A 13,425-nucleotide genomic window follows, 5' to 3' on the forward strand; every position below is an offset into this window, starting at 1 on the left:
GGTGCCGAGCTCCCCATTCGGTCCGGACGGGACCCAGGCCCCGCCGCCTCCCCGGCTGTTCCCCGACCCGTTGGCGGGTCTGGTGACCGCCGACACGCCGGTCGCTCCCCTGTGGACGGCCGCGTCTTCCACGTCACGTGTGTCCGTGCCGACACCGCCGACGCCGGCCGAGGACGCGCGGCAGGCCGTCTGGTCGCAGATGCAGCAGGAGCAACGACGGCCGCGCGTCCGGCAGCAACGGCCGTCCGTCCCACTTCAGCAGCAGTGGGCCCCCATGGCGCAAGTGCCTGCGCCGCAACAACAACAGCCCGCGAAGCCCGTCAACGGCGTGGCCGCGTTCATCGGCTGCCTGATCGTGATCGGGTTCTTCGTCCTGGTGCTGCTCGCGATCCTCGGGTCGATCTTCAGCGGCTGACGTCGAGAGTCCGCCAACTTCACCCACCACATCCGGTTACGCTGACCGCACGGGGTTGGGCTGATAGGGGTGACTGAAATTCAGGACGCGGACACACCGGTGACCGAGGCAGGCCAGGCAGGGCAGGCCCAGTCCAGCGTGTCCACGGTTCACCGGCTTCGCTCGGTTCTGGCCATCAGGCCGTTCCGGAGGTTGTGGCTTGTCACCTACCTGTGCAGCGTCGGTGACTGGCTGTCACTGCTGGCGCTGACGGGTCTCGTCTCCGAGATGATGAACAGCTACCAGTGGCAGTCGTTCGCGCTGTCGCTGGTCGTGCTGACCCAGCTGCTGCCCGGCATCCTCTTCGCGCCCATCGGCGGCGTGCTCGCGGACAAGTTCGACCGCCGCAAGGTGATGGTGGTCTGCGACGTGCTGCGCGGGTCGCTGTTCATCTCGATCGCGCTGATCGGCTCGCCGGTCTGGCTGTTCGTGGCGAACTTCCTCGTCGGCTGCTGCGCGATGCTGTGGATCCCCGCCAAGGAGTCGGCGGTCCCGAACCTGCTGCGCCGCCCCGACCAGGTCGAGTCGGCGAACCAGCTCGGCCTGGTGATGACCTACGGCATCTCCACGATCAGCGGCTTCGGCCTGTACTCGCTGATCGCCGGCATCCCCGGCTACCTGAACCTGCAGGGCGGCAACCTCGAGTTCCGGATCGCGACGATCGCGGTCATCATCAACGGCCTGCTGTACTTCACCTCCGCGATCCTGATCGCGACCAGGCTGCCCGAGCTCTCCGGACGTGTGGCGGCCCAGAAGAAGGAGGTCGACGCCGACAAGCCCGGCTTCGTCGCGATGTTCCGCGACGGGCTGCGGTTCGCCGGCCGGACCCCGCTGGTCCGCGGCCTGGTCATCGGCATGATCGGCGCGTTCGCCGCGGCCGGTGTCGTGATCGCGACCGCGAAGCTCTACGCCCAGTCGCTGCTGGGCGGCGCGTCGACGTTCGGACTGCTGTTCGTGGCCGTGTTCGTCGGTCTGGCGATCGGCATGGCCACGGCGCCGCGCCTGGCCCGCCGGCTCACCTACAACCGCCTGTTCGGCGTCACGATCGTCGGAGCCGGCATCACGCTCGTGCTGGTCGCGCTGGCTCCGCACCTGTGGATCGCGCTGCTGATGGTGATGCTGGTCGGCGCGTGTGCCGGGGTGGCGTTCCTGACCGGCCTCACGATCGTCGGTTCGCAGGTCGAGGACGACATGCGCGGCCGCACGGTCGCGCTGATCCAGTCGTTGCTCAAGGTCGTGCTGTTCGGCGCGTCCGCCGGTGCCCCGCTGCTGGTGGCGCTGCTCCAGAAGCGCACGATCAGCGTCTTCGGCCACCCGATGGAGGTCGACGCGACCCGTCCGGTGATGCTCGGCGGCGCGGCGATCGCGATCGTCCTGGGCCTCGTCGCGTACCGGCAGATGGACGACCGCCGCGAGGAACCGGTGCTGTCGTCGCTGTTCGCGGCGATCCGCGGCCGCCGGTCCACCAAGGGCCTGCTGATCGCGGTCGAGGGCGACACCCGCGAGGACACGTCCGTGCAGGCGCGTCGCCTGGCCGCGTCGTTGCGCGCCGAGGGCCTCGACGTGCTGCTGGCCGCCGACCCCGAGCACGACGAACGCCGGTTGCGCACCATGCTGTCGTCCGCCGAACTGGCGGGCGTGCGCGCGCAGGCCCTCGTGGCCGCCGCCGTGCGCGCCGACGTCGTCGAACGGCAGGTGCGCCCCGCGCTGGACGAGGGGTCCGTCGTGGTGATGGAGCGCTACGTCGACTCACCGCTGGCGCACTTCAGCGCCACCTCGTCGCTGGAGCACCAGGAGCTCGAAGGCCTGGTCGACTGGGCCACCGGCCGGCTGCGCCCGGACCTGACGATCCTGCTCGACCGCCCGAACACCGACGGCAAGTCGCTCGGCCTGGAGAACCACTGGCGCGTCCAGCGGCTGCTGAGCGAGATGGCCGCCGCCGACCCCGACCGCTACGTCGTGGTCGAGGCCGAAGGCGACGCGGACGCCATCGCCGAACGGGTCCGCTCGGCCGTCGTCCCGCTGCTCGCGACGCGCAAGCGCCCGGTCCCCGAAGCCGCCGCCCCGACGCTGTGACCACCCCGCGCGCTGGGAGACTGGTCCCATGAGCGTGTGGGACGAGGTGGTCGGCCAGCCCGACGCGGTGGCGACCCTGTCCGCGGCCGCCGAAGCCGCGGGCACGATCGTCGCGGGAGGCACTCCCGCTCCCGGCGTGATGACCCACGCCTGGCTCTTCACCGGACCGCCCGGCTCGGGCCGTTCGTCCACCGCCCGCGCCTTCGCCGGGGCGTTGCAGTGCACCGTGACCGACGACCGTCCCGGCTGCGGCGAGTGCGGCGGCTGCCGCACGACGTTGCACGGCACCCACGCCGACGTGCGGGTCGTGGCGCCGGAAGGCCTGTCGATCTCGGTCGCCGAGATGCGGTCGCTGGTGCAGATCTCCGCCCGCCGCCCCACGTCGGGCCGCTGGCAGGTGGTGATCATCGAGGACGCCGACAGGCTGACGGAGGGCGCCGCGAACGCCCTGCTCAAGGCCGTCGAGGAGCCGCCGGAGCGGACCGTCTTCCTGCTGTGCGCGCCGTCGGACCACCCCGACGACGTGTCGGTGACCATCCGTTCGCGGTGCCGCCTGGTGTCGCTCGGATCGCCCCGCCCCGCCGCCATCGCCACGGCGCTGGAGGAGGTCGACGGCGTTCCTCCGGAGATGGCCCAGTGGGCGGCCTCGGTGTGCGGCGGCCACGTCGGACGGGCCCGGCGGCTGGCCGTCGACGAGCAGTCCCGCGCCCGGCGCGAGGCCGTGCTGCGGATCCCGCTCGCGCTGCGCAAGCCCGCGGACGTCTTCACCTGCGCCGACGAGCTGATCAAGGCCGCGGAGGAGGACGCCTCCACGGCCAACGAGGCCCGCAACGAGGCCGAGCGCGAGGCCCTGGAGACCGCGATGGGCGCGGGCGGCACCGGCAAGGGCACCGCGGCGGCCACCCGTGGCGCCAAGGGCGCGCTGAAGGACCTGGAGAAGCGGCAGAAGTCGCGGGCCACCCGCACCCAGCGCGACTCGCTGGACATGGCCCTGGTGGACCTCGCCGGGTTCTACCGCGACGCCCTGGTGACGAAGACCGGGTCCGAGGCGGCGCTGATGCACCCGGACCGGTCAGGCGACTCGCGGACGGCAGCGGCCTCGTGGTCGCCGGAGTCGATCCTGCGGCGGCTGGAGGCCGTGCTGGCCTGCCGGGAGGCCATCGAGGTCAACGTGAAGCCGCGGATCGCCGTCGAGGCGATGGTGACGACGCTGCACCGGGGCTGACGGGTGACCCCGGAGACCGCCGAGCGGCTCGGTCAGGACCTCGACCGGCTCGTCGCCGAGTTCCGGGCGGTGGCGCACTCGCTGGTGGACGCGCTGCCGGACCCGGACGTCGACCTCCAGTACGCGAGGACCGCCGGTGGCCACGAGGCCGTCGTGGACGCGTGCCCGGCGGGCTTCGCCGACATCGCCCGGCTGCTGGACCTGCGGCTGGACCCGGCCGAGCGCGGCTGACACCCCCGTCGGCCGACCGTGCGGAAGTCTCAGTCCTTCGCGCGCCTCGCGGGCAGCGCGGCGAAGATCACCACGCCCACCAGCAGCAGGCCCGTGCCGGTCCAGAACAGCGGGATCGACTGGTACGCGGCGTTCGTGTACGCGAGCGGCGGCGCCTTCTTCGGGGGCGCGGCCTGACCGCCGGGCTGCTCCGGCACGACCGGCTGGCTGGTCCCGCAGACCACACCGCCCTGCGGCGCCGCGGCCCGCACGATCTGCTCGCCCAGCGAGACCTGCGCGAGCGCCGTCGGCAGGTTCGGGAGCTTGAGCTTGTCCGTCGGCAGCAGCTGCACGTCGAGCATCCGCGCGGTCGCCCCGAGCTGGAACCCGCTGAACCCGTTGCCGCTGAAGGCCGACTTCTTCTCGGTCAGCCCGGCGATCTGGAGCTTGACGACGACGAGGTCGAGCAGCAGGGGGATGTCGATGGTGGGGTGCGCGGCGTCGAGCGTGCCGAGGTCCTTGCCGTTCTGGCTGACCTTGAGCACCGGCGCCGTGTAGGTGATCTTCGACGTCGCCTCGTCCCCGGTCGCCGTGGCCGTGAGGGTGGGCGGGCTGACCACGTCGATCTTGATGCCACCGGCCAGCTCCACGCTGACCGCGCGCATCGTCGACGTCGACTCGACCGCCTTGTTCGCGCTGCCCGGCACGTCGACCAGCCGCACCTGCGAGTTGGCCTCGAACGTGTCCGGAACGCTGATCAGGCTGGTCTTCGCGGGCAACGGCACCTCGGCCGGCAGCGCGCTCAGCACCTCGAGCCCGGCCAGCGACGTCCTCGCCGTCGCCAGCGGACTGACGCACGGCCCGAGCTTCTCGTCCCACCGCGCCTGCACGCTGCCGTTGAGCACCTTGAGCCGGCCCAGCGGCGTCTCCGGGATCGGCAACCCACCGGTCGTCGGCTGCGGGTTGTCCGGAACGGCCGTCTGCACCAACGTCCCCGGCGTCTGCGGCGCCCGTCCCGCCACCGCGAACCCGAACGGACTGGCCTGCGTCACCACGCGCTCGGTCGTCAGGAACGCCTCGCTGTTGACCTGGGCGCTCGCCAGCCCGAGCCCGAGCTCCGTGACCGACTGCCTGGGCAGCTGGTCCCCGAAGCCGGGCAGGATCGTGCTGGTCGGCACCCCCTGCGGCCCGAGCCGGATGACGCTGAGCCCGGTCCCCGCGTCCCCGACGGCGTGCCCGAGCGGCTGAGGCCCGTTCGGCGCCGACACGGGTGGCTGGTTCGGGTCGCGCGGTCCCGGCACCGGAGTGGTGGGAGGCTGCGCGAGCGCGGGCGCCGCGACGAGCGCGAGCAGCAACCCGGCCAGCGGCACGGAGAACGAACGGCGCATGAACCCACTCCTCGGCGGTGAGGTGGTGACGTCGGTCACGGTCCGTACAACGAAGCCGACCCCCGTGAGTGACGGGTCTTCGGGTGCGCTATGGTTATCGCGTCTCGCCGCCTTAGCTCAGTCGGCCAGAGCGGCTCACTCGTAATGAGCAGGTCATCGGTTCGATTCCGATAGGCGGCTCGGTGAGACGGAAGGGCCAGGTCACTCGTGACCTGGCCCTTCCTCTGTATTCAGGACTTCTGACCTCTAGCCGCAAGAGGCGAGTGCGTTCTCCAACGCGGTTCGTTCGGCAGGCGCCACGGTCAGCCCATAAGCGGTCTTCACCGTCACGTACATGCGCCCGTAAGAACACGCATATCCCGAATTCGGCGGCATCCACTCGTCCGGCGTCTTGTCGCTCTTCGACTGGTTCGCCTTGCCCGACACGGCGACGAGGTTGCGCAGGTCGTTGGCCGCCGCCACCCGCTGCTCCGGCGCCCACGCCGCCGCACCGCTGCGCCACATCTCCGCCAGCGGCACCACGTGGTCGATCTGGATCTTGGAGGTCCTGGAGATCTGCGTGCCGGTGTACGGGTCGTCCAACGTGCCGGACTGCACGCCGCAACGGCCGGGCTTGCGCTCGACGTTCGTCAGGTCGCGGGCCAGGACCTGGCTGCGCTGGTCGCAGCCGTCGCCGTCGGCGTCGAACCACGGCTGGCCGAAGACGCACGCCTTGCCGTCGTCGCAGTCGCGCACGTAGCCGTCGAGCCTGCCCGGTGTCGCCACCTTCAGCGCGGCGAGCGAGGTGCGCGCCGTCGCGACGTCCAGGGTGCCGGCCGGCACGCGGTCCAACTGGGAGCCTGTGGCGCCGGGGGAGGTCGCCAGGGGCAACGCCGAACAGCCGGTCAGCAGGAAGATCAGCAGCAACCACCGCATGGGAAGGGCATACCCGGCGATGCTGACGATCATGGCCGCCCAACGGCACAACTCGCGGAGACTGGATGGAGTACTCCAAACGTCAGACGAGTTCGCCACGTCCGACTGGCAGACTGCGGCGCATGAAGCCAGTCGCGGCCCTCGCCGCCCTGCTCCTGCTCGTCGCTTCCTGCAGCGCGAGCGAACCCGAAACGCCTCCCGTCGAACTGCCGCCGTCCGGCGCGAAGTTCGACTACCAGGTCGGTGCGGTCTACCAGCCGGAGGCGAAGGTCAAGGTCGTCGTGCGGGACCGCGGCCAGTTCCCGGTGGGCGACCGCTACAACGTCTGCTACCTCAACGCCCTGCAGACGCAGCCCGACCCGATGGACGGCAGCCTCAGCTGGTGGAAGAAGAACCACCTGGACCTGCTGGTGAAGGACCCGGACGGCGAGCCGGCGATCGACCCCGAGTGGGACGAGGGCATCCTCGACATCTCGACCCCCGACAAGCGCGGCCGGATCCTCGACATCCAGAAGAAGTGGATCGAGGGCTGCAAGATCTCGCGCTTCCAGGCGATCGAGGCGGACAACCTCGACTCGCACACGCGGGCCGGCGGCGCGTTCGACCTCAACGCCACCAAGGAGTTCATGAAGGCGTTCGTGCGGCACGCCCACGAGAAGGGGCTGGCCGTCGCGCAGAAGAACGGTCACGAGCTGGGCGACTCGGGCAAGAAGTACATCGGGTTCGACTTCGCCATCGCCGAGGACTGCCAGGCCAACGGCGAGTGCGGGCCGTACGCGGAGGCGTTCAGCGAGAAGGTCTTCGAGATCGAGTACACCGACGAGGCGTTCCAGAAGTCGTGTTCCGATCGCGGCGGCAAGAGGTCCGTCATCCTCCGCGACCGGAACCTGGTGTCGTACGGACACCCCGACTACGTCTACGAGGCCTGCCCCAGCGCCTGAGCCAGGAACGCCGTCCACTTCTCCCGCAGGCCCGTCGCGTCGCCGAACACGTGGTGGCCGACGGCGTGCGTGCCGTGGAAGCGGTAGAGGCCCTCGGGTCCGCGCACGCCCAGGAACACGCCGGGCACGCCGTAGTCGACCACGCCATTGATCCCGAACGGCTCCAGCGCCACCTCGTCGCCGACCGCGAAGTCCGCGGGCACACCGAGTGCGGCGGCCAGGCGGGGCCACGCGTCCGCCGGCTGTTCGGAAGGCGCCTGCGCGAAGACGTACGTGCCGCGCTGACCGGTGAAGTGCTTGACGTACTGGCCCAGCGTGAACAGGTACATGTCCCAGCCGTGCGACTGCTGGTCGACGAACTCGTCGCCCCAGCCGTCGGCGAGGATGCCGGTGTGCACGAACCGCAGGACGGTCGTGCCCTGCTCGCGGCCCTCGACCAGGTACTCCATCGCGTGGAACGTGCCGTCCTCGCCCTTGTCGCTCTCGTACGCGAGGCGCTTGCCGGGCTCCCAGGCGGTGATCGTCGAGGCCTCCTGGAAGAAGCCCAGGTCGAGCGTCATGCGGCCGCCGAGGCGTCCGTCGACGGTGTGCGGGCCCATGAACCACGAGTCGATGCCCGGTCCCGTGGCGATAGCGTCCCAGACCTCTTCCGGGGTGCCCTCGACCTCGACTTCCTTGCTGATCTCGAACTCGTGGGTCACGACTCGTCCTCCTTGGCGACGGCGTTCACGCTCGGGTGCAGGGCGACGACGACTCGGTGCGGCCGCCCTCCTTCTGCCTGTTCGTCGTGGTACTTGGCGACGAGCTGCGTCACGCAGCCGGCGAGCTCCTCGGCGAACGCCGCCCGGTCCGCGGCGGTCGCGAAGCGGATCTCACCGTCCAGCGCGAAGGTCGCGAGTCGCTTCTTCGCCCTGGTCGCGCCTGTGATCAACGTGCCGACGTCGCGCACCAGCCTGGCCGAGACCGCGAGCAGCCACCGCGCGGACAACCGGTCGGGCGACCGCGCCGGGTCGGGCTGCACGGCCGCGAGGGCGGTCGGGGAGATGACGTAGGACGCCGCCGTCGCCTGGAGCAGGCGCTCGTTGACGTTGCCCTTGCGCCGTTCCTCGACGAGCTCCACCAGGCCGTGCTGCTCCAGCGTGCGCAGGTGGTAGTTCACCTTCTGCCTGGGCAGACCGACCTTCGCGGCGAGCATCGTCGCCGATCCCGGCTCTGCCAGCTCCGCGAGCAGCCTCGCTCGCACGGGGTCCAGCGACACCTCGGCCGCGGACGGGTCCTCGATCACCGCCACTTCGAACATGGCGCAAGCGTCACACCGAAAACAAAATTAGTCAAGAACTGCGTTGCTGTCGGTGATGTTGCTCCACACGGGTGGCATCGGGGCCGGTAACGTAAGCGGCGTCTCGATTGGTCGTTGCCAATAAGCAACCACTGGGAGACGAACATGATCACGATGCTGGTCCTGACGCTGCTGGCGCTGCCCTTCGCCCTGACCGCCGCCAACGTCGGAAGACGCAGGTGGATACGCAAGAGGGGCGTCGCCCGCGTGCGCGCCGAGCTCGACGGTTTCCACGCCGAGCTGGCACGACAGGGCCTGAGTCACTTCTCCGGCCGGTGAACCTCGCCCGACGGTGAGATCCGGGTGACCACGTCGCCGTAGCGGTCCAGCAGCGCGGCCGTGACGGTCTCCGGAGTGCCGACGACGCAGAACTCGTGCAGCACCTCGTCAGTGATCAGCTCGCTCATCTCCGCCCACTGCTGCCGCCGCGACATGCGGTGCAGCTCCTCGTGCAGCGCGCCCCAGCCGTGCAGGTCCAGAACGGGCCGGTACGCGGGCGTCGACCCGTAGAACGCGATCTGCCGCTTGACGTCGGCGATCTCCTCGTCGTTCGTCGCGGCGAACACCGGGCCGCTGATCTCGAAGCCCTCCAGCGTCTCGCCCACCTTCGCCCGGCCGCGTTCCAGCGCCGGCAGCGTCACCTCGCGCAGGTACCGCTCGGTCGTGAAGTTGTGGCACAGGAAGCCGTCCGCGACCTCGCCGGCCACCTCCGTCATCCGCTCGCCGACGCCCGCCAGGTAGATCGGCGCGGTGCCGTGCGGGTTCGGGCCGGGGTCGAAGAACGGCGTCATCAGCGTGTGCGTGTAGAACTCGCCGCGGAACGCCAGCCGCTCGCCCGTCTCCCACGCGTGCCAGATCGCGCGGATCGCCAGCACGAACTCGCGCATCCGCGCGGCGGGCCTGCTCCACGGCATGGCGAAGCGCTTGGTGATGTGCGCCTCGACCTGCGAGCCCAGGCCCAGGTTGAACCGGCCCCCAGACAGCAACCGGAGGTCGTTCGCCGTGGTCGCGACGGTCATCGGGTTGCGGGCGAACGCCACCGCGATCGCCGTGCCGAGCTCGATCCGCTCGGTCGCCGCGGCGGCGCCGGCCAGGGCGAGGAACGGGTCGTGCTTCGTCTCGGCGAGCCAGAACCCGTCGTAGCCGAGGTCCTCCGCGCTCTTCGCGAGGGACCCGGCGCCGGCCGGGGTGTAGTCGACGGCAGCTCTGTCCAGCTTCATGCCGGTGAGGTTATTAGCGGTAGCGGGACTCGCACGCGATGCCGTTGCGGTTGTCGTCCAGTTCGACGCGGTATCCCGGCTGGCCCCAGTAGAGCGGCGCGGCACCGGCGCGACGGGCGTCGTCGCAGGTCGCGAAGAACACCGGCGCCTTGGGCTGCGTGGTCGTCACCTTCGGCTTCGTGGTGGTGGTGACCGGCGGTGCGGGAGGCGGAGGCGGGGGAGTGGTCGGCGTCTCCGTGGTGTCCTTGCCGCCGCACGGCGAGCCCCACAGGCCCATCGGGACCCGTTGCGCGACCGCTTCGGCTTCCTTCTGCACGGGCGTGGGCGCGCCCGCGGTGCGCCCGGCGCCGTTGCCCAGCGCGAGCAGCGCGTAGTCGGTGCCGTCGGCGAGGCTCAGCGCGCCGGTCGTCCGGTCGAAGCGGACCTGCTGGCCCAGGAGCATGCTCTTAGCGAAACCGGCGGCGGCGCCCGCCCAGCACGGTCCTGGCTGGGCGAGTCCGCTGACCTCGGCTTTCGTGCCGTCGGAGAGCACCACCGCGCGGCCGTCGACGATCGAGGCCACGGTGAGGTCGAGCTGTGCGGGCGGGACCGACGCCGACGTCGTCACCGGCGTGTCCTCGACCGGTTTCTCGACGGCGACGGGAGTCGACTGCTGTATCTGCGTCGCGCATCCCGTGGTCAACGCGACCAGCAGGAGACCGCCCACAGCTCTCCACCCCGACATGGCCCTGAATGGTGCCGTAGATCGCCGGTGTGGCCAAGGTTACGTATTCGCCTCGGATCGGTTCACCGGTAGTCCGAACTGAAATACGGAGATGCCCAGTTCAGCGTGCGGGCTTCAGCGTCCAGACGACCGTCATCTCGCCGGTGGTCACGCCCTCGGCGTTGGTGATGGTGATCGTCACCGGGAACTCGGGCCGCGTGCCCGCCTCCAGCTCGGCGAGGACGTCGTCGGCGGAGCGCCCCAGCACGGCCTCGGCGCGCAAGGTGCCCATCGCGATCTTCTTGTAGGCGATGTCCGCGCGGACCGCGAGCGGCGTCGCCTTGCCCAGGTGGGCGGAGAACGCGGCCATCACGACGGCGCCGGACGCGGACTCGCCGAGGCCGAACATCATCGCGGCGTGCGGTCCGCCGATGTGGTTGTGCAGCGTCGGGGTGTCCGGCAGCGACGCGACCACACGACTGGCGGAGACCTCCTCGAACTCGATGCCCGTGCTCTTCACGTAAGGCACGGCCTGCTTCATGGCATCGGCGACGAACGATACGTCTTGGCTCATGAAGCGGATGCTACCGACGGGTAATGAAGTCTGCTACCGACCGGTAACAAATACTGCCCGTACGTACACCACTCCACAGTGGAGTGAGACTTGAAACTCACTTGCAATCCGGTGGACCGAGATGGATGCTTGTACCTAGCAACTAGTTGGGTGATACAAGCAACGAGGTGTCAGATGGTCGATCCGGGCAGGTGCATCGGCGTGGACATGGGCATCGATCCCGAGCACGAGCTCGCGGATCGGGTCGGCATGGCCATGGTGCGCCTGAACAAGATGCACGCCCAGATGTCGCACCAGATGGCCAAGCAGGGCATGGACAAGTCCGCCTTCGTCCTCCTCGCGACTCTCTCCGGTCTCGGAGAGTGCCGCTCGAGTGCGCTCGCGGAGGCGGTGCTCTCCGACCCGTCCACGGTCAGCAGGCAGGTAGCCGGGCTGGTCAAGGACGGACTGGTGGAGAGGCGAGCTGATCCGGCAGACGGACGGGCCAGCGTTCTCGCGGTCACGCAGGCGGGAACCACGCTGATCAAGAACCGGCGCCGGCAGCGCAACGAGGCCATCGAGCACATGTTCGCCGAGTGGCCGGCAGAGGACTTCAAGAACTTCACGGAACTGTTCGAGCGCTTCGTCCAGGACTACGAGCGCACGGTTCCGGCGTACATGACCGACCGCGGGACGGGGACCCGCGCAGGAGGGGAAAACTAGAGATGTCACAGACAACCGATGCGGCGACTCCCGCGCCAGGAGCTTCCCTGACGCATCGCCAAATCCTGACGATCCTGTCCGGCCTGCTGCTGGGCATGTTCCTCGCGGCGCTGGACCAGATGATCGTCGCCAGCGCCATGAAGACCATCGCCGACCAGCTGCACGGCCAGACGCTGCAGGCGTGGGCGACCACCGCCTACCTGATCACCGCGACCATCACGACCCCGTTGTACGGCAAGCTGTCCGACATCTACGGGCGCAAGCCGATGTACCTCGCGGCGATCTCGCTGTTCCTCGCCGGCTCGCTGCTCTCCGGCATCGCGACCTCGATGTACGAGCTCGCCGCGTTCCGCGCGGTCCAGGGCCTCGGCGCCGGCGGTCTGATGTCGCTCGCGTTCGCGATCATGGCGGACATCATCTCGCCGCGTGAGCGCAGCAAGTACTCCGCGTACTTCATGGCCGTGTTCGGTTCGGCCAGCGTGCTCGGCCCGGTCATCGGCGGTGTGTTCGCCGGCATGAACACGTTCCTGGGTGTCACCGGCTGGCGCTGGGTGTTCCTCGTCAACGTGCCGATCGCGCTGCTCGCGCTGTTCGTCGTCGCCCGCGTGCTCAACATCCCGCACCAGCGCGTCAACCACCGCATCGACTTCGGTGGCGCCATCTCGCTGACCGTCGGCCTCGTGCCGCTGCTGATCGTGGCCGAACAGGGCCGCGAGTGGGGCTGGGCGTCGGCGACCTCGATCATCATGTACGTCATCGGCGTGGTCGGCCTGGTCGCGTTCGTGTGGGTCGAGAACCGCATGGGCGACGAGGCGCTGCTGCCGATCCGGTTGTTCCGCAACCAGACCTTCGCACTCGGCAACACGATCAACTTCGTGCTCGGCATCGGCATGTTCGGCGGCATGGTCTCCATCCCGCTGTACCTGCAGATCGTCAAGGGCGTCTCGCCGACCACCGCGGGCCTGATGCTGCTGCCGATGACGTTCGGCATCATGTCGGCCACCGCGATCTCCGGCAAGATCACCTCGTCGACCGGCCGCTACAAGATCTTCCCGATCATCGGCGCCGGCCTGATGGCGATCGCGTTGTTCCTGTTCAGCACCATCGGCACGGACACGCCGAACTGGCAGACGATGATCTACATGTTCATCATGGGCGCCGGTCTGGGCCAGTGCATGCAGACGCTGCTGCTGGCGATCCAGAACGACTCCGAGCCGCGCGACATGGGCGTGGCGACCGCCTCGGCGACGTTCTTCCGCCAGATCGGCGGCACCGTCGGCACCGCGGTGTTCCTGTCGATCCTGTTCAGCACGGTCGGCGACAAGATCGCCGACGGCATCAAGACCGCGCTGCAGACCGATGCCTTCAGGGCCGCCCTGGGGCGCAACCCGGAGTTCGCCAAGATGCTGCAGGGTGGCGGCGGATCCGGTGTGGACATCAACAACACCGAGTTCCTGAAGAACCTCGACCCGGTTTTGGCGAAGCCGTTCCTGGACGGGTTCTCCGGGGCCATCGACCTGGTGTTCATGACCGGTGGGATCGTCATGGTGGCCGCGTTCGTGCTGGTTTGGTTCTTGCGCGAGAAGCCGCTTTCGACCAAGTCCGGGCTTGAGCGGGTGGCTGACGCTGAGGCTGTGGCCATTCACTGAGTTCGGTTGAGTTGCGGAAGGGTCGTCCC

General features: G+C 69.6%; 15 protein-coding genes and 1 tRNA gene. 9 read left to right on the top strand and 7 right to left on the bottom strand.

What is annotated here, in order from left to right:
• Position 1 precedes the first annotated feature (1 nt).
• The 4 genes from VF330_RS33395 to VF330_RS33410 all read left to right on the top strand — a co-directional run bounded on the left by VF330_RS33395 (position 2) and on the right by VF330_RS33410 (position 3,986).
• Positions 2 to 415: a hypothetical protein gene (locus VF330_RS33395; protein ID WP_330855700.1), complete on the top strand. Its 414-nt coding sequence runs from the start codon at positions 2 to 4 to the stop codon at positions 413 to 415.
• A 69-nt stretch (positions 416 to 484) separates the two neighbouring features.
• Complete coding sequence (locus VF330_RS33400) at positions 485 to 2,530, top strand: bifunctional MFS transporter/dTMP kinase (protein WP_330855701.1); 2,046 nt, start codon at positions 485 to 487, stop codon at positions 2,528 to 2,530.
• Between the two features lie 28 nt (positions 2,531 to 2,558).
• The gene (locus tag VF330_RS33405) at positions 2,559 to 3,755 is read left to right on the top strand and encodes a DNA polymerase III subunit delta' (RefSeq protein ID WP_330855702.1); all 1,197 of its coding nucleotides are present in this window, start codon (positions 2,559 to 2,561) and stop codon (positions 3,753 to 3,755) included.
• 3 nt (positions 3,756 to 3,758) lie between these two features.
• On the top strand, positions 3,759 to 3,986 hold the full coding sequence (locus VF330_RS33410) for a hypothetical protein (protein WP_330855703.1): 228 nt from the start codon (positions 3,759 to 3,761) through the stop codon (positions 3,984 to 3,986).
• Positions 3,987 to 4,015: 29 nt separating this feature from the next.
• Here VF330_RS33410 and VF330_RS33415 read toward each other — a convergent pair whose 3' ends face one another.
• Positions 4,016 to 5,353 carry a hypothetical protein gene (locus tag VF330_RS33415; RefSeq protein WP_330855704.1) on the bottom strand — a complete coding sequence of 446 codons (1,338 nt, stop codon included), beginning with the start codon at positions 5,351 to 5,353 and terminating at the stop codon, positions 4,016 to 4,018.
• A 106-nt stretch (positions 5,354 to 5,459) separates the two neighbouring features.
• Between VF330_RS33415 and VF330_RS33420 the strand changes: the two genes are divergently transcribed.
• Positions 5,460 to 5,533 (top strand) — tRNA-Thr (locus VF330_RS33420).
• Positions 5,534 to 5,599: 66 nt separating this feature from the next.
• On the opposite strand, the gene VF330_RS33425 is transcribed toward VF330_RS33420, so the two are convergent.
• Entirely contained in the window at positions 5,600 to 6,268 is a 669-nt protein-coding gene (locus VF330_RS33425) for an HNH endonuclease family protein (RefSeq protein WP_330855705.1), read from the bottom strand.
• 122 nt (positions 6,269 to 6,390) lie between these two features.
• On the opposite strand from VF330_RS33425, the gene VF330_RS33430 reads away from it, so the two are divergent.
• On the top strand, positions 6,391 to 7,209 hold the full coding sequence (locus VF330_RS33430; RefSeq protein ID WP_330855706.1) for an endo alpha-1,4 polygalactosaminidase: 819 nt from the start codon (positions 6,391 to 6,393) through the stop codon (positions 7,207 to 7,209).
• On the opposite strand, the gene VF330_RS33435 is transcribed toward VF330_RS33430, so the two are convergent.
• Together VF330_RS33435 and VF330_RS33440 are read right to left on the bottom strand one after the other, a co-directional pair.
• A complete protein-coding gene (locus tag VF330_RS33435) occupies positions 7,185 to 7,910 on the bottom strand; it encodes an SRPBCC domain-containing protein (protein WP_330855707.1) in 726 nt (241 codons plus the stop codon). The genes VF330_RS33430 and VF330_RS33435 overlap by 25 nt on opposite strands.
• The gene (locus VF330_RS33440) at positions 7,907 to 8,509 is read right to left on the bottom strand and encodes a helix-turn-helix domain-containing protein (protein WP_330855708.1); all 603 of its coding nucleotides are present in this window, start codon (positions 8,507 to 8,509) and stop codon (positions 7,907 to 7,909) included. The genes VF330_RS33435 and VF330_RS33440 overlap by 4 nt, the downstream gene beginning before the upstream one ends.
• A gap of 144 nt (positions 8,510 to 8,653) precedes the next feature.
• Between VF330_RS33440 and VF330_RS33445 the strand changes: the two genes are divergently transcribed.
• Positions 8,654 to 8,827, top strand: a complete 174-nt coding sequence (locus VF330_RS33445) for a hypothetical protein (RefSeq protein ID WP_330855709.1) — start codon at positions 8,654 to 8,656, stop codon at positions 8,825 to 8,827.
• On the opposite strand, the gene VF330_RS33450 is transcribed toward VF330_RS33445, so the two are convergent.
• From VF330_RS33450 to VF330_RS33460, 3 genes are all read right to left on the bottom strand, one after another.
• A complete protein-coding gene (locus tag VF330_RS33450; RefSeq protein ID WP_330855710.1) occupies positions 8,809 to 9,768 on the bottom strand; it encodes a TIGR03617 family F420-dependent LLM class oxidoreductase in 960 nt (319 codons plus the stop codon). The genes VF330_RS33445 and VF330_RS33450 overlap by 19 nt on opposite strands.
• Before the next feature lie 13 nt (positions 9,769 to 9,781).
• Entirely contained in the window at positions 9,782 to 10,474 is a 693-nt protein-coding gene (locus VF330_RS33455; RefSeq protein ID WP_330855711.1) for an excalibur calcium-binding domain-containing protein, read from the bottom strand.
• A 118-nt stretch (positions 10,475 to 10,592) separates the two neighbouring features.
• Positions 10,593 to 11,045, bottom strand: a complete 453-nt coding sequence (locus VF330_RS33460) for a DUF4442 domain-containing protein (protein WP_330855712.1) — start codon at positions 11,043 to 11,045, stop codon at positions 10,593 to 10,595.
• Between the two features lie 174 nt (positions 11,046 to 11,219).
• Between VF330_RS33460 and VF330_RS33465 the strand changes: the two genes are divergently transcribed.
• Positions 11,220 to 11,747: a MarR family winged helix-turn-helix transcriptional regulator gene (locus tag VF330_RS33465; RefSeq protein ID WP_330855713.1), complete on the top strand. Its 528-nt coding sequence runs from the start codon at positions 11,220 to 11,222 to the stop codon at positions 11,745 to 11,747.
• Positions 11,748 to 11,749: 2 nt separating this feature from the next.
• Entirely contained in the window at positions 11,750 to 13,396 is a 1,647-nt protein-coding gene (locus VF330_RS33470; protein ID WP_330855714.1) for an MDR family MFS transporter, read from the top strand.
• The last annotated feature ends 29 nt before the right edge of the window (positions 13,397 to 13,425 follow it).

Origin of the sequence: Lentzea sp., from assembly GCF_036380075.1 — a bacterium.
Lineage (GTDB): Bacteria > Actinomycetota > Actinomycetes > Mycobacteriales > Pseudonocardiaceae > Lentzea.

What these genes read in the sequence shown, in the direction of transcription:
- VF330_RS33405 (WP_330855702.1), top strand. Translation starts at nt 2,559, where the DNA reads ATGAGCGTGTGGGACGAGGTGGTCGGCCAGCCCGACGCGGTGGCGACC.
- VF330_RS33415 (WP_330855704.1), bottom strand. Translation starts at nt 5,353, where the DNA reads ATGCGCCGTTCGTTCTCCGTGCCGCTGGCCGGGTTGCTGCTCGCGCTC.
- VF330_RS33425 (WP_330855705.1), bottom strand. Translation starts at nt 6,268, where the DNA reads ATGCGGTGGTTGCTGCTGATCTTCCTGCTGACCGGCTGTTCGGCGTTG.
- VF330_RS33430 (WP_330855706.1), top strand. Translation starts at nt 6,391, where the DNA reads ATGAAGCCAGTCGCGGCCCTCGCCGCCCTGCTCCTGCTCGTCGCTTCC.
- VF330_RS33440 (WP_330855708.1), bottom strand. Translation starts at nt 8,509, where the DNA reads ATGTTCGAAGTGGCGGTGATCGAGGACCCGTCCGCGGCCGAGGTGTCG.
- VF330_RS33445 (WP_330855709.1), top strand. Translation starts at nt 8,654, where the DNA reads ATGATCACGATGCTGGTCCTGACGCTGCTGGCGCTGCCCTTCGCCCTG.
- VF330_RS33450 (WP_330855710.1), bottom strand. Translation starts at nt 9,768, where the DNA reads ATGAAGCTGGACAGAGCTGCCGTCGACTACACCCCGGCCGGCGCCGGG.
- VF330_RS33460 (WP_330855712.1), bottom strand. Translation starts at nt 11,045, where the DNA reads ATGAGCCAAGACGTATCGTTCGTCGCCGATGCCATGAAGCAGGCCGTG.
- VF330_RS33465 (WP_330855713.1), top strand. Translation starts at nt 11,220, where the DNA reads ATGGTCGATCCGGGCAGGTGCATCGGCGTGGACATGGGCATCGATCCC.
- VF330_RS33470 (WP_330855714.1), top strand. Translation starts at nt 11,750, where the DNA reads ATGTCACAGACAACCGATGCGGCGACTCCCGCGCCAGGAGCTTCCCTG.